At 41.5% G+C, this 23,304-nt stretch carries 16 protein-coding genes; 8 read left to right on the top strand and 8 right to left on the bottom strand.

The genetic code is table 11. The annotated features are described in order from the left end of the window. Nucleotides 1–7: 7 nt before the first annotated feature. The 5 genes from B4Z90_RS17590 to B4Z90_RS17570 all read right to left on the bottom strand — a co-directional run bounded on the left by B4Z90_RS17590 (nt 8) and on the right by B4Z90_RS17570 (nt 10,887). Nucleotides 8–3,499 carry a SusC/RagA family TonB-linked outer membrane protein gene (locus B4Z90_RS17590; RefSeq protein WP_286802847.1) on the bottom strand — a complete coding sequence of 1,164 codons (3,492 nt, stop codon included), beginning with the start codon at nt 3,497–3,499 and terminating at the stop codon, nt 8–10. 51 nt (nt 3,500–3,550) lie between these two features. Then, complete coding sequence (locus B4Z90_RS17585; protein ID WP_286710253.1) at nt 3,551–4,795, bottom strand: exo-beta-N-acetylmuramidase NamZ family protein; 1,245 nt, start codon at nt 4,793–4,795, stop codon at nt 3,551–3,553. 444 nt (nt 4,796–5,239) lie between these two features. Beyond that, a complete protein-coding gene (locus tag B4Z90_RS17580) occupies nt 5,240–5,887 on the bottom strand; it encodes an N-acetylmuramoyl-L-alanine amidase (protein WP_286802846.1) in 648 nt (215 codons plus the stop codon). A gap of 53 nt (nt 5,888–5,940) precedes the next feature. Next, entirely contained in the window at nt 5,941–7,713 is a 1,773-nt protein-coding gene (locus B4Z90_RS17575; RefSeq protein WP_286802845.1) for a SusD/RagB family nutrient-binding outer membrane lipoprotein, read from the bottom strand. Nucleotides 7,714–7,725: 12 nt separating this feature from the next. Beyond that, entirely contained in the window at nt 7,726–10,887 is a 3,162-nt protein-coding gene (locus tag B4Z90_RS17570; RefSeq protein WP_286802843.1) for a SusC/RagA family TonB-linked outer membrane protein, read from the bottom strand. A gap of 594 nt (nt 10,888–11,481) precedes the next feature. Between B4Z90_RS17570 and B4Z90_RS17565 the strand changes: the two genes are divergently transcribed. Beyond that, complete coding sequence (locus B4Z90_RS17565; protein ID WP_159333457.1) at nt 11,482–12,129, top strand: DUF6266 family protein; 648 nt, start codon at nt 11,482–11,484, stop codon at nt 12,127–12,129. Between the two features lie 15 nt (nt 12,130–12,144). Here B4Z90_RS17565 and B4Z90_RS17560 read toward each other — a convergent pair whose 3' ends face one another. From B4Z90_RS17560 to nagA, 3 genes are all read right to left on the bottom strand, one after another. Further along, nucleotides 12,145–12,699 (bottom strand): acyl-CoA thioesterase, encoded by a 555-nt coding sequence (locus B4Z90_RS17560; RefSeq protein ID WP_046672667.1) that lies wholly within the window; start codon nt 12,697–12,699, stop codon nt 12,145–12,147. 180 nt (nt 12,700–12,879) lie between these two features. Beyond that, nucleotides 12,880–14,505, bottom strand: coding sequence for a glycoside hydrolase family 10 protein (locus B4Z90_RS17555; RefSeq protein WP_159333459.1), 1,626 nt, complete (start codon nt 14,503–14,505; stop codon nt 12,880–12,882). 94 nt (nt 14,506–14,599) lie between these two features. Then, entirely contained in the window at nt 14,600–15,709 is a 1,110-nt protein-coding gene (gene nagA, locus B4Z90_RS17550; RefSeq protein ID WP_286802841.1) for an N-acetylglucosamine-6-phosphate deacetylase, read from the bottom strand. Nucleotides 15,710–15,856: 147 nt separating this feature from the next. Between nagA and B4Z90_RS25075 the strand changes: the two genes are divergently transcribed. The 7 genes from B4Z90_RS25075 (at nt 15,857) to B4Z90_RS17520 (ending at nt 23,274) form a co-directional block, all read left to right on the top strand. Continuing rightward, nucleotides 15,857–15,988, top strand: coding sequence for a DUF6728 family protein (locus B4Z90_RS25075; protein WP_312128511.1), 132 nt, complete (start codon nt 15,857–15,859; stop codon nt 15,986–15,988). 12 nt (nt 15,989–16,000) lie between these two features. Continuing rightward, nucleotides 16,001–16,387: a RidA family protein gene (locus B4Z90_RS17545; RefSeq protein WP_159333461.1), complete on the top strand. Its 387-nt coding sequence runs from the start codon at nt 16,001–16,003 to the stop codon at nt 16,385–16,387. Between the two features lie 3 nt (nt 16,388–16,390). Then, nucleotides 16,391–16,921 (top strand): EamA family transporter, encoded by a 531-nt coding sequence (locus B4Z90_RS17540; protein ID WP_286710260.1) that lies wholly within the window; start codon nt 16,391–16,393, stop codon nt 16,919–16,921. Next, entirely contained in the window at nt 16,807–17,313 is a 507-nt protein-coding gene (locus B4Z90_RS17535) for an EamA family transporter (protein WP_313235334.1), read from the top strand. Before B4Z90_RS17540 ends, B4Z90_RS17535 begins: the two co-directional genes overlap by 115 nt. A 436-nt stretch (nt 17,314–17,749) precedes the next feature. Further along, nucleotides 17,750–20,809, top strand: a complete 3,060-nt coding sequence (locus B4Z90_RS17530; RefSeq protein WP_286802839.1) for a SusC/RagA family TonB-linked outer membrane protein — start codon at nt 17,750–17,752, stop codon at nt 20,807–20,809. Nucleotides 20,810–20,905: 96 nt separating this feature from the next. Continuing rightward, nucleotides 20,906–22,576, top strand: coding sequence for a RagB/SusD family nutrient uptake outer membrane protein (locus B4Z90_RS17525; protein WP_286802837.1), 1,671 nt, complete (start codon nt 20,906–20,908; stop codon nt 22,574–22,576). A 272-nt stretch (nt 22,577–22,848) separates the two neighbouring features. Continuing rightward, nucleotides 22,849–23,274: a hypothetical protein gene (locus B4Z90_RS17520; RefSeq protein ID WP_070561326.1), complete on the top strand. Its 426-nt coding sequence runs from the start codon at nt 22,849–22,851 to the stop codon at nt 23,272–23,274. Nucleotides 23,275–23,304: the final 30 nt, after the last annotated feature.

The following is a 23,304-nucleotide window of genomic DNA, read 5'->3' as shown; positions in this document are numbered from 1 at the left end:
AATTCGTTTAAAAGTTTAACTGAACACCAAATGAGGCACTCTTAAATGTTGGTGTTCCAACACCTGTACGTCCACCGTTGTAATTCGTTTCATTAAAAATCGAGAAGCCTTCCACCTCTTCCGGATCAATCGGTAAGCCACGAAGCTTATCCCAAGTGAAGAAATTCTCCAACGAAACATAAACACGTAAGTTATTTATCTTAGCTCGTTGCACGATATGCTGAGGAATTGTATACCCCACAGTTAGGTTCTTAATTCTCAAATACGACATATCCAACAGATAGCGGGACTGAACTTGCATATTATTGACATTCGCACTACCGCCGTTGTTGAATGCAGCCGGATAGAATGCTCCTTGATTATCTTTCGTCCAGTAATCGTTTACAAAGCTTGCAGGCATCGCTCCATCTGAAGTGTTAAATCCTGGAATCGCCAAGAATCCTGCTCCCCAAACTTTACGTTGTCCCACACCTTGGAAAAATGCTGAAACATCGAAGCCTTTCCAATCAGCACCAAATCTAAAGCCATACTGATAACGAGGCGTCGAATTACCAATGATCTTCATATCGCCAGGATTATCGATCGTACCGTCACCATTATCGATCTCGCCGTCACCATTCAAATCTTTGAATTTAACATCCCCAGGACCAAAATAGAAATTAGTTGAATTTTGGAATCGTGGCTGATAGACAGGCTTTTCACCATTCGGCCCCTCTTTCAAGAGATAGACGTTATCTGTACTTCCATAATATTTGGTCATATCTGCATTTGGTTTTACCAACTGCGGATTGTTATTTCCATCCAATACAAAATCATTGTATTGGTACAGACGGTCTGTCTCATACCCCCAAATATCACCATATACCCGACCATTATAATTCACACCGGTAGTGCGTAATGACGTATAGCCACTAAAAACAGATTTAGAGTCATCCAAATTAGCCCTAAAATTAATACCCAATCCATTCTCAAATCGGTGATTAAAATCGATGGCCAATTCGAAGCCTTTGGTCGTCAAGGTACCGAAGTTACCCCAAGGCGCCGCAGAACCCAAGGTCAGTGTTGTTCCTTCCAAAGGAGCAAACATATTTTTGGTCTTCTTCTGATACCAGTCAAACGTCAAACCTAATTTATTCTTGAAGAATCTGGCATCCGCACCGAAATCCAGGGTTTCCAGATCTTCCCACGTAACGTTTGGCCAATTCAGTTTTGGCGTACCCACAGAATTCAACAATGCGCCATTGACGATGTAATTAATCTGACCCGCATCCATGTTTGAAACATAAAGATCAGAAGGTACCGTTTGATTTCCGATAACACCCCATGAACCTCTAAACTTCAACTGATTTAATGTAGCCCTTGACCAGTCCATGAATTTTTCTTCTGAAACTACCCAGCCTGCTGAAAAGGATGGAAACCATCGCCATTTCAAATCTGTTGGAAACTTGGAGGAACCATCATAACGGATATTACCTTCAAATAGATACTTATTCTTATACGCATAGTTCACACGGCCAAAATACCCTAATTGTGATTCCCAATACTCACCACCGCTACCCGTAATTTGGCCCACAGCCAAATCAAACTGAGGATTTGTGATATCCAATAAATCAGCACGCTGTGTCCAATGGTAAGAACCATCGTTTGTTACTCTATTTAAACCAAGGATAAATTTAAAGTTATGATCATCATTCAAGTCGAGCTCATACGTTGTAAATGCATTGACAGTATGCTTATGTTCATTTTGTGAACGCATATAGATATGATCTTGCGCAGAACCATTCGCTGTATACATATCATTGGAAAGATCATAAGCTAAAGTTGCATCAGCATCTCCCTTATTGACAACAGCTCCTTCTTTATTGACATAAACTGGATTTCCTTGTGCATCAAACCGTTGTTTAGCTGCTACCCAAGAATTGGCTGCTGTATATCTCGTCCCGTTTTTACGCCAGCTATAATCCTCATTGGTAAATGTATAGTCTACATCTACTTTCCAATTCTTCATTATATTAACTGTAGCACCAGCGCTTAAATTAATATAATTGCGAAGCATGGAAGCTTGGTTTGCCGCCTCATTTTCACTCCATGGACTCCTTATTGGGTTGTTATTTTCGTCATAGCCCATTGGATAAAGGGAACTCCAGCGATACATGTACAACCATGGATCGGCCGTTGTTGAGTTTGTCGCATAAGGATAGATCTTGTTCCGTTGTGCAAACATCGCTCCACCCCTAATAGTCACATATTTATTCAGTTCGGTATTTAGTCTTAATGCAGCATTATACCGTTTAAACTTATCCGAATCGCCGGCCTTTAACATACCGCTTTGGTTTAACGAACCAAATGAAGCTGTATATTGTGTCTTCTTAATGGTACCATTTAAAGACAAGTTATGTGTTTGTGTGGGAGCCCACTCGCGCACCATATAATCATATGGATCATACGTTCTAACACCGTACTTTTTCGTCGGCGACCCCGGATCTACATACCAGTCTCTGCCATATACCGTTGGATCATCTTTCCCGATTGAAGATCCATATTTTTTATCCCACTCCACTGCGCGTTCATAACTTTCTCTATTTACTTTATAGAAAGCACCAGTTTCGGTTCCGCCAACTCTTTCTAATGCGTCAATGGTATATTTCAAGGCATTAACACGTCCCATTTCCAACTTTTTATATGGATTTTGGAATGAGAAGTTATTAGAATAATTTACGGTAACCTTTTCCGCACTTCCACCTGTTTTCGTCTTAATCAATACGACACCAAAAGCAGCTTTCGCACCATAGATGGACGAAGAGGCAGCATCTTTTAATACGGTGATCGACTCAACATCATCCGGATTTACATATTGGATACTCGGGATTTCCACATTATCCACCAAGATCAATGGACTACTATTCCCTTGAATGGAAGATATTGCACCACGAATACGCATGGTAGGATCAGATCCAACCTCACCACTCGGTACAGTAACACTAAATCCTGGCGTCGTCCCTTGAATTGCCCGGCCGACATCGGCGATCGGACGACTCTGTAGATTCTCCTTCACATTGATCGATGAAACCGCACCAGTTAGGTTACCTTTTTTCTGGGTACCGTAACCGACAACGACCACTTCGTCCAACGCTTGATTATCGTCCGCTAATGTTACATCAAGCGTAGCTGAAGTAATGGCAACCTCCTTCATCACGTATCCTACAGACGAAAAACGCAACTTGCTCCCCACGGCAGCTGTAATTTTAAAATGCCCCTGAGCATCAGTCTTAGTTGACGCAGTACCGCCAATCACAGACACGCTTACCCCAGAGACTGGACCTTTTCCATCCTTTACAGTACCTTGCACCGTATTTTGAAACGCATTTTTTGCAGAAGAACTCAGAAAGGCGCTTGTTAAATTGTCGCGATTCAAAGCACCTTCTTTTTTTGCAAAAGAATAGGATTCAGAAGGAAAACTCAATCCAAGAGCAACAGAAAATAGTACAAATTTTCGCATTGATTATAGAGTTTTAAAATAAATGATTCTAGTTAATATTGTTAGTTATTGCTATTCGAAATCAGTATAAAGCAGATACTTTTTACGCATTTGCTTATAGGCTTTCAGGTCATCGGACCAAGAAGCACGAATCTGAGCTTCAGATTGTCCGGCAAGGATTTGCTTACGTAATTGATCTGTCCCCGCAAGCTTATCAAAAAATTCAGGCCGCGCGAAGAAAGTGGATTTATCAGGTGTCTTTTGATAAAAGTCCAACAGATATTTTAAGGTAAATTTTTGATGATCAGCATCCAGACCGCGCAAATCAACACCATAATTGACTGTTCCTTTGCCCTCCACATGTTTGGACATACCGTGACGTTCGCCCGGTGTAAAAGTAAAGGAGCCATAGACCGGATTTGTATAACCTAATACCTGGAACGGCCAATCCGTACCCCGACCTACCGAAATATCCGTACCTTCAAAAAGACATAATGAAAGGTACAACCGAACAGAAAGATAATTTGGCAGACTTGGCGATGGGATGACCGGCAGCTCATACCTACTGTTATGATTCCAATTTTTGACCTGTACAATCGTTACATCAGCCTGGCGGCCATTCTCAAGCCACCGCTCTCCATTGATCATCTGCGCCAGCTCGCCGATTGTTAAACCATGGATCATGGCTATTTTATGCCAGGAAACATCTGATTTAAACTTATCATCATGCCTTACAGGTCCATCCACCTGATCGCCATTCGGATTTGGACGATCCAGTACAATTAATTTTTTATTATGCTTTGCACATAATTCCATTACACGGTGCAAAGAAGTGATGTATGTATAAAAGCGCGCCCCAACGTCCTGCAGGTCGAAGATCATCACATCAATTGAATTGACGATAGAATCTTGTTTCTTATTACCTCCATATAATGTAAACAGCGGCAAACCAGTCTTTTGATCAACATCATTCCCAAACTTCTCACCACGTTCAACGTTCCCGCGGAAACCATGTTCAGGCGCAAAGGCAAACTTCAAATCAACCTTATTATCGATCAAGACATCGACAAGATGTTTTTTATCAGCCCCTACAATGGAAGTTTGATTTCCCATTATTCCCACTTTCTTACCTTTTAGTTGTGGTAAATACAGCGTAAGTTGATCTGCACCCGGAATAACAACTTGGCTCGTTACCCGGCCGGTCATGCTGTTTACTGCGGTTTTGCTCGCTTGCGTAGACTTCAACGAATTCCCACAGGAAACCCAAGCAACAACAGAAATTAAAAAGGATAGCTTTAATAAGGCATTTTTCATCATAAATAGACTCTTAGATCATACACAAATTGCAGTTTTATGCACGAATAATTGAAAATCAGAATAAAAGTAAGTAGAACTTTTCGTTTTTAAAACTTAAAGCAACATAAAAACGCAAAAGAAAGTAAGTATTCACTTACAAATTACTTCTGTAACAGGAATTAAACCGCAATATATTAGTCGAGACTAAAAGCAAAAATACATTACAATAAACTGAAATACAGTCGATTACAATAAATCAGACGATTAAAAAGAAAAATAAGTAAGTGTGCAGAGCACACGCTCACGTAACAAATCAAATACAATTAACATTTTATTAACAATGCAGCAAAATACAGCAAACCAGCAAAATATATTACAAAACGATCACCAATTGCACACTTATTACTTATTCCTGTAGGAAAACGCAATTTACCTGCAGAACGAAATTCTTCGATTAGGCATGATTTAAGGCAGGGGGTTCAATTTCAGATCGACAAGATGCTTTCTTAGCTCATGCATAAATTTATCTCCCGGATCATCTTTACCCGTGATGTAATTGGGATCAGTTTCTTTCCACCAGCTTGTTTTCTTAAAACGTTGGTACTCATGGTGACCTAAAACAAATTCGATGGGATATTTTTTACTGAGGTAACGGATAAGCTCTTCGTTCGCTTTCAATTGTGCATCAGTCAGTGGGTTCTGGCGACTACCTATATTTTCTATCCCTATTGCACAATAATTGAGACCTATGGTATGCCGTGCAAAAATAGAATCTGGTAAAAACTGATAAATCGTACCGTCACGATCGATGACAAATTGCGAAGATACATTCAAGGCACTGGCCTTGGTCAGTTCCGGACGCCCCGGAAGCCGCGCAGGATTAAATGTATTAAAGGTCGCTTTCACGCTGTTATTCGCGGTCCAATGCACTACCACCATTTTGGGATGGATAACCGGAGTCGACTGCGATAGACCGTGCCGATTTTTGAGGTACTCCAATGAAAGTTGAATACGGTCCTTATCCCAGGTAATCGGTTTTTGAATAATTTTGGGTGATTGTGCAAAAAGCACAAATGGTATAAAAAGAAGAAGGAAATTAATACAATATTTCATAACAAAAACAAACTAGATAAAGAAAGCCGCAGTTGCGGCTTTCAAATTTAAAATTATTCTTTGGTATCCCACCAAACCGGGAATGACCAGATATCGTCATTTAACGCATTCGGGTGAGATGCTTTTAAATTATCGGAATTGTAGTTGATCTCATGCGAAACCTGACGTACTCTTCTGAACTGCTTTCCTTGCGGTATTTTAGTTTGTGCTGCTGCGGTCACCGTGTACTCATAGGGAACTGACCAACCGGGATAGACTGAACTACTAAAATCATAGCGACGCATATCATTCCAGTTTTGCTGTGAAAACGAAAGTGCGATAAATTTTTGCGTCATAATTTTAGCCAATGTAATATCTCCCGCCGTACCAATGCCATTGTTCAGAAAATTATCGATCTTAGCCTGGGTCATTGGCGATTTGCTCGGACTGGCGTCTGCATAAGAACCCAGCTTTATATTCATTAAGTCAATATGTGCTTTAATTCCCTCTTTATAGGCATTGAAGGCACCTGCTTTATCTCCCTTATTAAATAAGACCTCAGCTTTAATAAAGCACATTTCGGGGTATGCAACCAGATGGGTAGGCGCATCGGGACGCGAATAAAATGTACCTGAAGCAGCCACGGTACCATCTTTCCATCTATAGGTATCCGACACATCGCTGTCATATCCCTTGGAACTACTTTTAATGGATACATAAACGGTATCCCCCCAACGTGCTGTATTGGCACTGTTAATATACCAGGAGTGTGGGTTTACCGTACGGCCATTACTCTGAATAGCCACATCTTTATCATTATAAGAGGACGCTATAGGCCCGGAGTTCATGCGGATAGTAGACTGCATATCTACTCCCTTGGAACGGATCATCTTTTTGGGATAACCGTATTCTGCCCAAGGTAATAATTTGTCTGCCCGCGGATCGTCTATGCCTTTATTGTCAAAATTGGTTAATAAATTCTCATACCATTTCGTAACCAAAGTATTGGTATTCATACCCGCATTATTAAAAACGATAGACGTTTTTACAGGATCTGCAAATAGGATATCCCCGATATTATCAGTCGCATCATCCATATGGGCTATCACTGTGCTTTCTCCCACCGAATTGGCAGCCTTATTTAACGCCGCCAATACATCATCCGGTTTGTACAAAGCGCTCTTTTTCGATAGGTTATTCAACCATCGCGCTTTTAAGCCATAACACATCTTCAGCCACTTACTTACATCGCCACCATTCCAGCTGTCGCCGGCCGACAAGGGAGCAGCAGTGCCAGGCTGCGTCATATTAAAGTATTCAATTGCCTTATCAATATCAGCAAGACAACCTTCGAAAATCACTTTTCCACCATCAAATTTTGGCGTTATGATGGTACCCAAGGCCTCCGTGTAAGGCATCTCACCATACCAATCCGTCATTAGCATAAAACCCATGGCACGGATAGCATGCAATGCACCAAGATAATGGTAAGCCTTATCGGCCGTAGCCTTATCTTCCATATCCTTAAAATTTGCCCCTGCACCGACAAAGAAAAACTGATAAGGTGTGGTCGACATACCTGCCGCAGGGTTCCAGCCAGCAATCATACTGTTTGATGCAGTACCGTTGACAAATGTCAGTTGCTGTGTCACAAACCCCGCCCGTGTCCCCGCTGTCCCTTGTGCATACATATAATAATGCTGTATCCAAGCCAAACGACTCTGGACCGAAGCCACGGTGCTGGATGGCGTATTCGGGTCTATATTGATATCCAACCAATTCTTACTACAGGACGAAAATAAAGTTAGAACCAACAGAAATGAGACTATTCTCTTATATTTATTCATGACTTTTCTATCTTAAAATCTAAAATTTAAACCAAACATAACACCGGCTGTACTTGGCACACCGTTGTAATCAATACCTACCGAACTAGATCCCGTTACACCAGATCCGGCAGCGGAGGCCTCCGGATCAAGCCCTTTGTAGTTGGTCAACAACCAAAGATTAGTACCAGTCAAAGTAGCTGTAAGACCTTTTACCACTTTGGAAACACCGGCATTCTTCAGGACACCGTCCGAAAAGTTGTAGGACATCGAGATATTCCGCAAGCGCAACCAGTTTGTTTTCACCATAAAGTTCGCACTTTCACGGACGTAGAAATCACTCCAATAATCTTGGATAATCTTCCGTCCGCTTGTTGACACACCTTTAATCGTGTACATCTGGTCGGCCAAGAAAGTGAATGTTTTGTTTTCGTACACCGGAGCGTCGTTTGTTCCGCCGTTACGGATGGCTCCGTCCAAAATCAGCTGATCACGATCTTCGGTTCGCTTGCTCATTCCATTAATCGTCATCGCATAATCTGTACCGTTATAGATATCGCCACCTATACGGAAATCAAACAGGAAGGACAGATTAAAATTTTTATAAGTCAAGCTGTTATTGAATCCACCTGTCAGCTTAGGCTCACGGTTTCCGATATTATATGTCGTCTGGTTGTCACTTGTTGGCATACCCGTATTAGCGTCCAAAACAACTTTTCCATCAGGTGTACGGGTCCATTGCGAACCTGAGATCCCCATAAAGTTTCCTCCGTTAAAGGATGCAGCTTTCGCATTCCCTACCTGCACGTCTGTGACATACAAAATATTGACCCCTGCGAGCAAGTTATCTACTGTCCCTTTGTTTCTGGACATGTTTAACGTAGATTCCCAAACAAAGTCGTTTTTCACAATCGGCTTACCAGTTAAGGACAACTCCATCCCTTTATTGTAGATATCGCCACCGTTGACTGAGATGAAAATATATCCTGTCGATTGTCCTAAACGTGGAGACAGAATCTGGTTATAGGAATTATTGGTATAGTAGGCATAATCCACGCCCAATCGCCCCTTAAAAAAGCGCAGTTCAGCACCGACTTCAAACGAACCTGTTGTTTCAGGTTTCAAAAACGGATTACCTTTCTGCCAGTTATTTCCCGCGCCTACAATTCCACCTAAATATTCAACAGGCTTCCAAAGGTAGGTATTGGTTACATACGGATTTGCGTCCTTACCCACGCGCGCCCAGGAAGCTCTCAGCTTTCCAAAATCCAACCAGTCTGGGCGACTGTCTTTCATGAGTTCGGTAAACACAAAGCTACCACCAACAGAAGGATAAAAATAAGACCTATTGTCTACTGGTAACGTCGAGGTCCAGTCATTTCTTCCCGTAACATTCAAAAACAACATATTTTTATATGAAGCTCTTAACTCACCGTACAAACCAAAAAGACGTTTTTTTGTATTGTTTACTGCGAACTGTTTATTCGCTGCTGCTATATTTTCGAAGCTGCAAAAATTGTCTACCTCAAAATGATAGCCCATACGGCGGTTTGTTGTCGTCTTGGTTTGTTCCGAGAAAAATCCCACTAAAGCGCCTAAATCAAAATCACCTACCTTTTTATTGAAATTGGACATGATGTTGGAAGACCAATAGTTGTATTTGAAATCACTTTCCGACATCATACCTTTTTGCCAAGGTTTCTTAATTGCACCACCTTCACCGATAATAGTTGAGTTTTTAGTCAGATAACTATCCATCCCGACACGATAGGTCAGGCTCCACCAATCGAAGATGGGCATACTTGCATTGATACTACCTGTAATACGCTCAGTGTTATCGCCCAAAATATTTTTATTGATTGTCCAGTATGGATTTTCCACATCAGATTCTAGCGGCTGGCGGCCTTCAAACATCCGATACTTCGACCCGTCATCGTTGAGGTATTTCTTCATATTATCACTTCTTGACCAGCTGTACAGGGACTCCATCGCTCCTGTACCACCTGATCCCCATAGCCCCGCAGAAGTTAGGGTTTTATCTGTATTTGCCAGCGAATACCCCACATTAGCGCCCACCGTCAGTTTACCAAATTTTTGATCCCCATTAAAGCGGAACGTGGTTTTATCAAAGCTTGTATTAGGTACGATACCCTTTTGATCAAAGCGGGAACCAGACAAATAGAATGATCCATTTTTATTTCCGCCGGATAAATTAACGGTATTGTCAAATACCGTCGAATGCTGGAAGAAATCTTTCACGTTGTTATAAACAACATCATTACTTCCAAATTTTTCGCCCCAGGATTGCGTGGTATAATCATCCAGTACACCCGCACTGTTATAATAGCCACGTTTGTATTTTCCTTGCTGCTCTGGCAAGCGATTCACCCAATTATTTGAAAATCTACTTGAAAAACCAATCTCCGTACGCCCTTCTTGTCCCTTTTTCGTCGTAATGATAATAGCTCCCGCAGCAGCTCTTGACCCGTATAAGGCTGCCGCAGCCGGACCTTTCAACACCGACACATTGTCGATATCTTCGGGATTAATATCCATCACCCGGTTACTGTTAGAGGTTGCTGTTGCTTGAGCGCCATCGAAGGCACTATTTCCTCCAATAACCGTAGAGTTATCGTAGATCACACCGTCTACAACAAACAAGGGCTGGTTGTCGCGCTCAAGAGAAGTTCCGCCGCGAAGAATAATCTGCGCTCCGGCACCGGCAGAACCCGAAGCCTGTGTTACATTAACCCCTGCAATCTTCCCTGCCAATGAATTGACCACGTTTGCCGTCTTATTCTTCATCAACTCATCCGATTTTATGTCCTGAACAGCATAGCCAAGCGCTTTTTTTTCCTTCTTAATTCCCATGGCCGTCACAACCACCTCTTCAAGCGCCTCCTCACTGCCAGAAAGCGTAACATTGATCGTTGCATTTGTCCCAACCAGTTGTTGTCTTTCCTGAGAACCCACGGCTCTGAAAATCAAAATATCGCCTGGCTCCGCATTGATGGTGAAACTTCCATCAGGCTTAGTTTGTGTACTGACAGATTTACCTTTGATGCTTACGGTTACATTAGGCATTGTACCACCATCAGAAGCATTCGTCACTTTACCCGTTACAGTTTTGGTCTGTGCCCATAAACTGCTTGACAGCATCACCCCTGAACAGAATAAGAGAATTTTTTTATTCATGGTTTTTAGTTAGTTGTTAATAATTTTCCATAACGGGCGGTTCCAACCCTAAGTTTATATCAATTACTACACAATAGTATGAAAAGCTTCCTATTTTTGCAAGCTTATGCATAATTATTTGAAAAAGAAATAACAATAAACACATTAACGCACAATCTGACAGCAAAAAAACCATTAATTCCTATAAAAACAGATACAAAAACGCATAGCACAGCAAAATAAAAACCAAAACATCTTATAAAAGCATTTAGCAAGACCTTTTCACCGAATTTGATAGCAGAAAACAAACATTAGCACCACAAAACCACCAATAGCATGCAGCATCCAACACATAACAGCGTGCTTATGCAAAGGAATATTCGATTTACACCGCCATTTTAGACTAATTATTAGCTACTGCATTCGGAGATTACTCGGTGCTTCTTCGGTACTTGTTCGGTGCTCCTTCGGTGCTTCTTCGGTTGCAAGCGAATAAAGTCCGACTAAATTCCGTTCAAGATTCGTTGTAAATCCGAAAAAAGGTTGAATCTACTATTGATCAATACCTATTTATTTTGTAACTTAAAGAAAAATCAATCGCAATTAACTTAGATTATGGCAGTCATTAAAAACGGTGCCAATGGCACGCTTTCGGGCAAAGCAGGATCAGTAGTATTTGTTACCAATGGAAATACAACCTATGCAAGGGGCTTACCTAAGAAAAGTAGAAAAAAACCTTCTGCAGATCAAATTCAATCAAGGTCACGTTTCTCCCTCATCCAAAAATTTATCTCCCCAATGCTAGATTTAATACGGGTCGGATTTAAAAATTATAACCCCGAGAAGAAAGCATATGGCAATGCGATGTCTTACAACCTCAATAATGCCGTAGAAAAAACGGCAACTGGCTATGTCATCAATTTTGAAAACTTTCGCGTGAGTAAAGGAACCCCCAATCCCATTTCCACCCATACATTTCAGGTAGATGAAGAGACAGGAACATTTACACTCACCTGGGAATATGATGCAGATACTGCATCACAACATAACATCAGCTCGAGTAATTGCCGTTTGCTGCTATACAATCCCGATGAGTGCGCTTTCACAAATGAAAGCATGAATCCTCTTACGCATAAAACACAGACAGCTATCCTATCCCGACAGCAAACCGTCGGCAACTATCATGTCTATGTATTTTTCTACAAAACAGACGGAAGCGATGAATGCACAGACAGTAAATATCTAGGGACATTTGAATGGTAAGAAAGGAAAGAAGACCTAGGAGCTCAGACTGATCTTCACATCAAAATGCTGCTTGATATAGGCCTGCTGCTCCGCAGAATCTGTCTCCAGATCATGAATAGCACGGTCTCTTTCTTTGTCGACTTCCATCTTCACCACACAGCGGTAGAAACGAAATACATCTTTTTCGGTCTCCAATATTAACCTTGGCACCCGGGCGGGCTTGCCTGTTTCATCTTTTGCCACCATCGTAAAATAAGAGGAATTACAATGCTTGGTTTCGCCCGTCTGAATATTCATGGCTTCGACCCGAATACCGACTTCCATAGAAGAGTTACCTACATAATTCACAGAAGCGATCAATGTCACCAATTCGCCCACCTCAATAGGCTTCAAAAAATCAACTTTGCCAACGGAGGCCGTCACACAATAATGTGCAGAAAATTTAGATGCCACCGCAAAAGCGATCTGATCCATCAAAGATAAAATATAACCGCCGTGAATTTTACCGCCAAAATTAGCATTGGAGGGCAACATCAGCTGTGACATCCGAATCACAGATTCGCTTACCGTTTTATAGATTTCTTCCATACCCATAAATTTACTTTGGATAGATTACAATTCAAAACAAAACCTGAATGAATCACATGGGCTTACGTACACGCGCCAACAGAAGGTTCGTCCTGACCATTACCGATAGATAATGATACAAAAAAGGGATATCCAAAATTCAGATATCCCTTTTTTACGCGTTGATGAAACAACAGCTCGTTATTTTATCTTCTCTGCGGCATAAGGACCTTCGTTGCTCAAACGGTCAACAGCCTTTACCGCAACATACTGTAGTTTTTTGTTGTTCAATGTCGTTGGGATGTCCTTACCTGTAACCCCAGGCTCCAATATTTCATATTGCCATACGCCACCGTAGTTGAGATACAATACCCATTTTGCAACCTGATCAATTTGCTGGTGCTGCCATTTCACAAAAGTAGTACCCCCCTGTGGAGTTACCAGCAAAGTAGGTTTCAACAAAGGATTTGCATTTAACCAAGGACTTGTTGGTACCAATGCTTTCACCTGATAAGGCCCATTCACCAAAGCTTGTGTCATGGCCGGGTTTTTGGTAAGCCCTGCCAGACTCCAGTGGATCACCCCTTCTCGGTTATCAGGCAATAGCGTACGTGCTGCCTCCACTTGATTAACAATTTCCTGAACATATTCCGGACCACGTCTGCCAACCGTATTGATGCCCGGCCAAAGGTGGCGTCCCATGGTATTCTCACTTTCCCACCATTTTAACAAAGCCGTATAGCTTTGTCTGGCTGGCTGTATAGGCCAATACAACTGGGGAGCAAAATAGTCTATCCAGCCTTTGTTCAACCATAATTTAGCATCTGCGTAAAGCATATCATACTGGCTAGATCCCTGGATTCCTGACGGATAACCCGGTTTCCAGATACCAAAGGGACTGATACCGAATTTTACAAAATTCTTCTCTTTCTTAATATCCTTATAAATCCGTTCGATAAAGGTATTCACACTATTTCTGCGGAAGTCTCCGCGTGATAGATCCCCGCCATTACGTTTGTATTCATTGTAACTATCCGAATCCGGGAAATCCTGTCCACCATTATATTCCGCGTAAGGATAGAAATAATCATCGAAATGCACACCATCGATATCATAACGCTTGACAATATCCATAACCACACGTGCAGCGTGGTCCTGTGTAGATTGTTTAGAAGGATCAAACCAATAATAGCCCTGCTTCAATTTGACAACCGACTCAGGCATTTTACGTGCCATGGAAGCTGAAGTAACAGCACCACCAGCAGTATGATGGGCACGGTAGGGGTTCAACCAAACATGCAGCTCAATTCCTCGTTTATGCGCCTGCTCAACCCAAAAATCAAGCGGGTCATAATAAGGGGAAGGTGCCTGTCCTTCTGTACCTGTCAAAAAATAAGACCAGGGTTCAAGATCACTTTTATAAAATGCATCGGCTGATGGACGCACCTGAAAAACAACAGCATTAAAATTATTGTTTTTCAAAAAATCCAAAATACCAATTGCTTCCTGTTGCTGCTCGGCGGTACTCAGGTTATTTTTGCTCGGCCAATTGATATTGGCAACAGAAGCCACCCAAGCGGCGCGAAACTCGCGCGGTAACACCGGAAGATCGACAACAATTTCCTTCTTCTTTTCTGCAACCGGCTGTTCTTTTGTTTCAATTGTATTTTTCACCCGTTCGCGCTTGGGTACCGAAGGTGGATCTTTTTTTACAATTTCGACATTTGTAGTTGTGGTATTGACAGGCTCCTGTTTCTTATTTTTCTTGGATGAACAAGAAGATAAAACAAAAAGTGCTGTCGCTAAAAATAATAGGGAACGTTTCATCAAGCTATAGAATAGTGTTTTTTCAAAATAACGAACGAAGATACATATAATATTAGTCAATCACGGCCAATCGGTTAATCTTCTCCGACATAGATCAATGCTTGAACTCTCCATTGAAGATCACCTGCTCCAGCTTAAAGTCGTCGTTAAAGACAATGACATTCGCTATGCTCCCCTTATTGAGGTTTCCAATATCCGTCCTTTTTAAAAGATTTGCAGGATACCGTGTTGCCATTCGGATCGCTTCATCAAGCGATATACCAACTTTTTGCACAGCATTTTTTACCCCCTCAAGCAAGGAGATTGCCGCTCCTGAAATGGTGCCATCAGGCAGGGAATAATAGCCATCGTTCAAGACGTGATGATAGATGTCTTTATCGCAGGCGGCTACCGCATCTGTAATCATAAACAGCCGCTCCCCCATCTGACGTTTCGCAATTTTTACGGCTTCAAAGCTGACATGATGTCCGTCGACAATAATACTTGCTTGTGCTGTCGGATGATTAAAAATTGCGCCGACTAACCCGACTTCGCGATGATGTAACGGCGACATGGCATTAAACAGGTGGGTACTTGTTGGAATCCCCAGATCATAACCGTGGGTACCTTCCTCAAAAGTCGCATCACTATGTCCTGCACTGAGCAATAGATTATAGCTCTGCAAATGCTGTAAGATATCATCAGCGATACATTCAGGAGCAATGGTCATCATCTTGACAACCTGATTTCCGGACAAAAGATCGTCAATCTTTTCCTTTGTAGGCTCGATAATTAATTCCGCGGGATGCGCACCCCGTTTTTTAGGATTCAAAAAGGGGCCTTCCAGATGCAATCCTAGAAATGCATCGTGCCGAAAGCCTTCTGCCACCCGAATGGCGTCCTTAAATAAGGGAATGGTATTGGTCGCTAAGGTCATCATAAAAGAAGTTGTGCCTTTACGGACCAAACCCTCAGCGATGCGTTCCAAAGAGGCTACACTACGTTCGGCAGAATACAAGTCCGATCCGTCACCATACAATTGAAGGTCAATCAGCCCAGCACAAATATTAGACCCGCCGACTGGATAACTGGTATAATCTGCAGGCACCTCATCATCATGGACAATCGCTACAATTTTACCTTCGCTGATCAGCAATGCTCTTTGCTCCAAAATCGACTCACCAGTGTATATTTTGCCACCAATTAATGCTATCTTATTATTCATATAAATTCTATTTCATTACCAAGTTACCAAAATTCAAAAAAAACCTGTCACTTGCATAAGATTTTGTTTCGTAGCCTACAAGAAATCCGTTCAAAGTTTTTGATCTTTTCATTTTCACTTTCTAATTTACTGTTGTAACTTAGTTCCATGTACTTCTTTAGAAAGCGTAACGCCGATCGCCCCACAAATGGCAGCATAAAAGCTATGCATATTATTAATGCAACGGCCATTATTGTCTTTTTATTGGGCCTTATCTACAAAATATTTTTTACATCCTAAACACTGTTATCCATGTCAAAAAAAGAAATTTTAAATACCGACAAAGCTCCTGCTGCAATAGGACCATATAACCAGGCAATCAAAGCCGGTAATACATTATATGTCTCTGGACAAATTCCTCTGGTTCCCGAAACAATGGAATTAATTTCATCGGGTGTGAAAGACGAAGCGCATCAGGTACTGAAAAATGTAGAAGCTATCTTGACCAATGCGGGATATACTTTTGAAGATGTTGTCAAAGCTTCGATTTTCTTAAGTGATATGGGCAATTTTACCTTAGTCAATGAAGTCTATGCCGAATATTTTAAGGAAGCGCAACCAGCACGTGAGTGTGTTGCGGTAAAAACCCTTCCTAAGAATGTAAATGTCGAAATTTCGGTCATTGCCTGGAAAGATTAATCCGTGGAAAATAACAACGAAACAGCAAGCCGCGGAAAATATCTTTTCGCGGCTTTTTTGGCCCCTTTTATCTGGGGTTTTATGTCTATCCCTGTACGCTGGATACGCGTCTATCCGGCCGAGGATATTCTCTATTTTAGAATAATAACTGCGCTCCTGATCCTTTGGATATACCTGCTGCTGTTTCGAAGAAAAACCTTTAAAGCTGATATTCTTAAGTTTCAGCTTCTACCTCGAGTGGGCAAGATCCGTCAAATTTGTCTTACCTTCCTCGCTTCGGCGTTAATCTTTGGCAACTGGTTTACTTATATCTATGCGGTCAACCATATTAGCATTCAGTCTGCGGCATTGGCTTACCTGACCTGCCCCCTGATCACGGCGGCGGGTGCCTATCTCATGCTCCAGGAAAAGCTAACGAACTGGCAAAAAACAGCGCTTTTATTGCCTTTGGCAGCGTTTGCCTCCTTGCAAATGGCTCGCTTCATGATGTCCTATGGGCTATCACTATTGCCACCTGTTACGCTTTTTATCTGATCGTACAACGGGTATCTACGGGTTTCGATAAACTCAATCAATTGGTGGTCCAGCTCAGTATATGTGCATTATTTGTGATCCCCAAACTAATCTATAATCATCATGCAATTCCTACAGACCCCATATTTTGGGGCACCATAGTTCTTATCGCATCGCTATTCACGATTATCCCCCTATTCCTGAGCATGTATGCACTCATTGGCATTTCATCAACAACGACTGGCGTTCTGCTCTATATTAATCCACTGATCGCTTTTACTTTGGCTGCAACCTATTTCGGAGAACCCGTTTCTCCAATCAAATATGTCGCTTACGGAATTATACTGGTTGCGATCATGCTATTTAATGCTGCAAACATCAAACAGGTTTTTGCAAGGCCATCACGCGGTTAAGCACAATGATACCCAATGCAATAGGAAACTTCATCCACATGGAATGGCCAGTTTCTAGCAGAAAACAGTTATTTTATTCATATCCACCAACCAGCTAAAATGCGACAAAAAAAATGACAAAACACAAAATACACTGATTATCAAAATATTAAACACTAAAAACAGTTAAAGTGTATCATTTTTGTTTCATAAAATTTTTGATTTTTGCTCAACTATAGTAAATTAGATCTTTATTAAGGGAAATCATACCGCTCTTTTTTCTTATAACAGGTATTGAATAGCAAACACACTATTACAAATAATCACTTATTTTGCCCCCCGATTATTCAATATCTTCTCTTCTAACCAAAATGCTAAATGGAATTAGCCCATTTCATTAAAATTTCACCGTTATGAAAATATGTATATAAAAAACTGAATATAACACATATACTATATGAATAACAAATTATACTCTACATTAAGGGTGTTAGGTATTGTTCCAACAATACTTTTTTCAGCATCTTTATTGCACGCGCAAACCAGCCAAGTAAAGGGAACGGTTGTAGACGCTAAAACCAAAGCTCCTATTCCAGGTGCCACGATCAAAGTATTGGGCACTTCCAACGCAAGTTCTACGGATGTTAAAGGTGCATTCCAGATCAATGTCGATGACAAAAACCGCATATTAAACATCAGTACGGTCGGCTATGAAAACAAAACGGTAACACTTGGTCCCGGCGAAACGACAGTGACGGTAAGTCTGGACGAACAGACACAGCAACTGGAAAGTGTGGTCGTTACTGCTTTGGGTATTAGCCGTGCACAAAAATCATTAACATACTCTACACAACAGGTCAGTGGTGACGAATTAAACAAAGTTAAAAGCACCAACTTGGCGAATAATTTAAACGGTAAAGTTGCAGGTGTTAACATTGCTTCCAGCTCTTCTGGACCAGGTGGTTCAGCAAAAGTTATTTTGCGTGGTAACAAATCGGCTTCCGGTAACAATCAAGTGCTGTATGTTGTCGATGGTGTTCCGATCAACAATCAGACATTAGCAAGCCAGCCAGACAACGTTTTCGGCGGACAACGTGATGGTGGCGACCCTATTTCATTGATCAACCCAGAAGACATCGAAAATATCTCCGTATTAAAAGGAGCATCCGCGGCGGCATTATATGGTAGCCAAGCGGCCAACGGCGTTATCTTGGTAACAACGAAATCAGGTAAACAAGGCCGCACAACGATCAACTTCTCCTCAAGTGCACAGATCGAACAGGCTGTATCGACACCGAAATTCCAAAGCCAATATGGTCAAGGTTCGGGTGGCAAAAACAGTAACACCAGTGTATTTAGCTGGGGCGACAAAACCAATGGTGCCGACTATGATAACTTAGGTGAATTTTTCCGTACGGGTAGCAACTTCACCAATTCATTGACTTTGTCAGGTGGTAACGAGAAAACCCAAACGTATTTTTCTTATGCCAATACCCTTGCAAAAGGTATTCTTCCAGAAAATGACCTGATGCGTCACAACTTCAATCTCAAGGAAAGTGCTTCATTCTTTGATAATAAGCTGACCGTTGAAGGAAGTGCCAATTACATTACGCAAAAATTAGATAATGCGCCTACTTCAGGTTTCTATTATAATCCATTGGTTGGAACCTACCTATTACCTCGCAGCTTAAATATTGCGGATTATAAAAATTTCGAAACGTTCAACACAGGCCGTAATCTTTACGATCAAAACTGGTTTACGCTTTCGGACGACGAAACCACCCAACAAAATCCTTGGTGGATTATGAACCGTAATTCTACACGTTCAACACGTAATCGTTTGCTCTTGAATGGTAGTGCGAAATACAAAATTGCACCTTGGATCAGCGTGCAGGCCCGCGGTAGTGTAGACCGTACCAGCGAAGTATGGGACCGGAAAGCTTATGCCGGCACACAGCACATTTTAGCGCGTGAAAATGGAGCTTATAGCTATACCAATACCACGATCACCCAACAATACGGTGATTTAACGGCCAACATGAACTTTAATATTGGCGATAAATTACAAATTACAGGATTGGTTGGAACGAGTATCACCGACTGGAAAACAGAAGGTACAGATTTTACCAGCGGCAAAGATGGACTCAAAGTTCCCAATCAGTTCTTTATCCAAAATACGACAACTCCGGTCACTTCGACATTGTCTGCAAACCGAAGACAATTGCAATCGGTATTTGCATCGGCTAACTTAGCCTATGACAACTGGATTTATTTGGATCTGACTTCGCGTTGGGATTGGTCGAGCACATTAGCCTATACACCGCAAAACCCATACGCTTATCCGTCGGTCGGTTTGGGCATCGTTTTGAACGACAAGCTTAATCTACCTGAATTTGTGAATATGGCCAAAATTCGGGGTTCATACGCAAAAGTCGGAAATGATCTTCCTCCTTACACTACCTTGCTTACCAACCGGGTAGACCCATATGCGGTACTAACCGTGAATGATATTGCCTTTTTGAAGGAATTAAAACCAGAAAAAACGGCTTCCTTGGAGATCGGTACGGAATGGCGCATGTGGAATAACCGTTTAAATGTGGATGTTACTTATTACAAAACAAACACCACCAATCAGTTTTTCAAAATTGCAGCTGGAAATGCATCCCTCAACAACATGTATGCAGTTAATGCCGGCGACATTCAAAATCAAGGGGTAGAAGCATTGGTATCATTGGATGCGATCAGAAATGACAATTTTAAATGGACAACCAGCCTCAACTTTACGTATAATAAAAACAAAATTGTAAAACTTGCAGACGGTATTTCTGAATTTACCCTAACAGGTGAGGGACGTAATAATTTTGCATCTAAATTGCAAGTTGGTGGTTCTTTCGGAGACATCTATGGGCAAGATTTTATACGTGACGACCAAGGAAGGATTCTTATTTCCGAAGACGGTATTCCGCAGAAAAACAACACCTATACCAAACTCGGGAATTCAAACCCAATTTGGCAAATGGGCTGGAACAACAGTTTCAATTATAAAAATTTCAACTTAAGCTTCCTGATCGATGGTAAATTTGACTACGAAGTGATGTCCGTGACGCAAGCGTTGCTTGACGGTTACGGTGTCTCGAAAGCGAGTGGCGACGCCCGTGCCAATGGCGGTGTTAGCATCAATGGGGTTACACCAAGCGGTAAAGCCGTAACAACAGTGGACGCCGAAAAATGGTACACTTCCACGGCTGGTATGGGTCCGGTTAGCAGCCAATATATTTACGACGGAACGGTTGTGCGGTTGCGTGAATTGACTTTCGGTTATGACTTCAATATTAAAGACAGTTTCTTCAAAAAACTTCGCGTAAATGCTGTAGGAAGAAACCTATTCTATATTTCGAAAAAGGCTCCATTCGATCCTGAAGTAACGATGTCTACAGGTAATTCCTTAAGTGGGGTGGATATCTTTATGATGCCGGCAACACGTAATTATGGTCTTACACTAAATGCGACTTTCTAAACGACCAACAATGAAATATCCCTCGTTAAAAAACACATATATCGGTAAAAATGACGAGGATATTTTATATAGTCTTAAAATACAAACGATTAAAAGATGAAATTTAACATAAAAAACATATCCAAGTTCTCACTCGCTTTTTTAATGCTTGGCGGCACCTTAAGTAGTTGTACCAAGAATTTTGAGGACTATAACAAAAATAACATTGGCGTTACGGATGAGGATTTAAAAGGTGATGGCCAAGATCTTGTCATTTTCTTGCGAAATGCACAGATGTCTATTTACAATTTCTCGGGCGCGGGCGATCCCAATTCCTATCAGGTACAACAGAATCTAAATGCGGATGTATTTTCAGGTTTCTTCATGTCTCCTACTCCGTTTAATAGCGGGCAGAACAACCTGAATTACGCCATGGTAAATGGATGGAATGGAGAACCATTTAAAGTACTCTATTTGAATGTTATCAAATCTATTGAAAAGCTAAAAAGCAATGGACTTGCAGAGACTTACCCTGCATTATGGGGTTCGGCTTTGGTGATCAAAGTAGAAGCTGCCAGCCGAGTGACAGATATCTATGGTCCTATCCCCTATAGTAAAGTAGGCACCTCCAATACTGTTCCATACGACAAACAATCCGATGTATATGCTGCTTTCTTCAAAGAGCTCGATGAGGCTGTAACAGCATTAAAATCATTCAAAGCGGATAGCCCAATGGCTGCTAAAATAGACCAGATCGATTTGGTATTTCCGAATACCGATAATCAGGTCAGATTTAAAAATTGGCTAAAAATCGCCAATTCGTTACGTCTTCGTTTAGCGATGCGTTTGGTTAAAATCGATGCAACTTTAGCAAAAACACAAGCTGAAAAAGCATTGGATCCAGCAAATGGCGGTGTATTGGAAAGTAATAGCGAAAACTTCAAGATCACTGTACCAGCAGACGGAACCTACAGCAACCAACTTTGGTTTATTTCCAAAAACTGGGCTGACACGCGTATCAATGCGACACTTTCGTCTTATATGACCGGATTGAACGACCCTCGTATCTCTAAGTATATGTCTCCCGTTATTAAAGACGCAACAACAACAGCTTTCGCGGGAAAATATATCGGAATCCGTGCAGGAGCAGACGGCATCGAAAAGGATAAATACCAAAAGCTATCCGCATTGAATACTGAAGGTACAACGCCAACTTTCGTAGCGACTACAGCACCGATATTAATGACTGCTGCTGAGGTTTACTTCCTCCGTGCCGAAGCAGCATTGAGAGGTTGGAACAATGCTGGGGGAACAGCGCAATCACTTTATGAAAAAGGAGTGGAAACGTCCTTTACACAATGGGGTGTATCAGCTGGGTTAAGCACTTATCTCAATGATAATACAAGTAAGGCAGCGGCTTACGAGGATCCTTTCAACGCGAAGAATAACGCAGCTTCACCTAGCGCACTGACCATCAAATGGAATGAGGGCGCTACCAACGAAGAAAAATTGGAACGTATCATTACGCAAAAATGGTTGGCGATCTTCCCTGAAGGACAAGAGGCCTGGAGTGAATTCCGCCGTACAGGATATCCGCGTCTATTCCCTGTTGTGGTCAACAATAGCGGTGGACTGATCGATACTAAAATACAGATCCGTCGTTTACCGTTCCCACAAAATGAATACAATACAAATGCACCTGAAGTACAATCTGCAATCTCCTTGTTGGGCGGACCTGACAACGGCGGTACCAGACTTTGGTGGGATGTAAATAAGGGTAATTTCTAATCGAGAGATTAGCCGAGATAAATCTCAAAAAGGGGCAATCCATAACTGGATTGCCCCTTTTTTATGATGTCTTGAAAGTTAATCAAAGTTTCCAGATTGTTGTAACTATATTACAAAGTCAACTAAATAATGTTGTTTTAAACCTACAATACAACAGAAATCAACCACAAAAGATTTCAAAATCAAATTTCTCTTAACAAAAACTTAATAGAAAGTTCCTGTAGCAGAGATAAAGAATTACCCGTTCAATTAAAAAAACCAAGAAGAATATTATGAAAAATCTCTCAATCCTGGGTTTTATCACCCTCCTGGCATGTTGCATGCTATTTGTTGTTTGTAAATCAGAATCACATTTAGAAAATCCCTACAAGGACAAAACAGAAAAGGAACTCGAATCCCTATCCGATGAAAAATACAGTAAAATCATTGCCTTTGCGAGCCCTAAAGCATGTAGTGATGCCACAGAATGGGAAATGATAGAAATACGGACAGTATGTGGAACAAGTTACCTCCCCTATCATAAATCCGTTGACAAAACAACCTTGCAAAACATGATCAATGACAACAACCGACTAATGGAAATATACCAACCAATGATGGCGCCCAAAATAAATTGTATATCTTATCGCAAACCATTGGGCGTGATCTGTAAAGAAGGAAAAGCGGACATTAAATATGAAGAATCCGCTTCAAAATAGTTACTCGAGCCTAAGAAACAGCTCCATAAA

Origin of the sequence: Sphingobacterium sp. UBA5639, assembly GCF_002421245.1 — a bacterium.
GTDB classification, from domain to species: domain Bacteria; phylum Bacteroidota; class Bacteroidia; order Sphingobacteriales; family Sphingobacteriaceae; genus Sphingobacterium; species Sphingobacterium multivorum.
Note: the sequence above shows the minus strand (reverse complement) of the source record. Positions and strands in the feature narration are given on the sequence as shown.

Excerpts from the sequence above, each read along its gene's own strand:
- B4Z90_RS17575 (WP_286802845.1), bottom strand. The coding sequence starts at position 7,713 with ATGAATAAATATAAGAGAATAGTCTCATTTCTGTTGGTTCTAACTTTA.
- nagA (WP_286802841.1), bottom strand. The coding sequence starts at position 15,709 with ATGAATAATAAGATAGCATTAATTGGTGGCAAAATATACACTGGTGAG.
- B4Z90_RS17585 (WP_286710253.1), bottom strand. The coding sequence starts at position 4,795 with ATGATGAAAAATGCCTTATTAAAGCTATCCTTTTTAATTTCTGTTGTT.
- B4Z90_RS17580 (WP_286802846.1), bottom strand. The coding sequence starts at position 5,887 with ATGAAATATTGTATTAATTTCCTTCTTCTTTTTATACCATTTGTGCTT.
- B4Z90_RS17590 (WP_286802847.1), bottom strand. The coding sequence starts at position 3,499 with ATGCGAAAATTTGTACTATTTTCTGTTGCTCTTGGATTGAGTTTTCCT.
- B4Z90_RS17560 (WP_046672667.1), bottom strand. The coding sequence starts at position 12,699 with ATGGAAGAAATCTATAAAACGGTAAGCGAATCTGTGATTCGGATGTCA.
- B4Z90_RS17570 (WP_286802843.1), bottom strand. The coding sequence starts at position 10,887 with ATGAATAAAAAAATTCTCTTATTCTGTTCAGGGGTGATGCTGTCAAGC.
- B4Z90_RS17545 (WP_159333461.1), top strand. The coding sequence starts at position 16,001 with ATGTCAAAAAAAGAAATTTTAAATACCGACAAAGCTCCTGCTGCAATA.
- B4Z90_RS17520 (WP_070561326.1), top strand. The coding sequence starts at position 22,849 with ATGAAAAATCTCTCAATCCTGGGTTTTATCACCCTCCTGGCATGTTGC.
- B4Z90_RS25075 (WP_312128511.1), top strand. The coding sequence starts at position 15,857 with ATGTACTTCTTTAGAAAGCGTAACGCCGATCGCCCCACAAATGGCAGC.
- B4Z90_RS17525 (WP_286802837.1), top strand. The coding sequence starts at position 20,906 with ATGAAATTTAACATAAAAAACATATCCAAGTTCTCACTCGCTTTTTTA.
- B4Z90_RS17555 (WP_159333459.1), bottom strand. The coding sequence starts at position 14,505 with ATGAAACGTTCCCTATTATTTTTAGCGACAGCACTTTTTGTTTTATCT.
- B4Z90_RS17565 (WP_159333457.1), top strand. The coding sequence starts at position 11,482 with ATGGCAGTCATTAAAAACGGTGCCAATGGCACGCTTTCGGGCAAAGCA.
- B4Z90_RS17530 (WP_286802839.1), top strand. The coding sequence starts at position 17,750 with ATGAATAACAAATTATACTCTACATTAAGGGTGTTAGGTATTGTTCCA.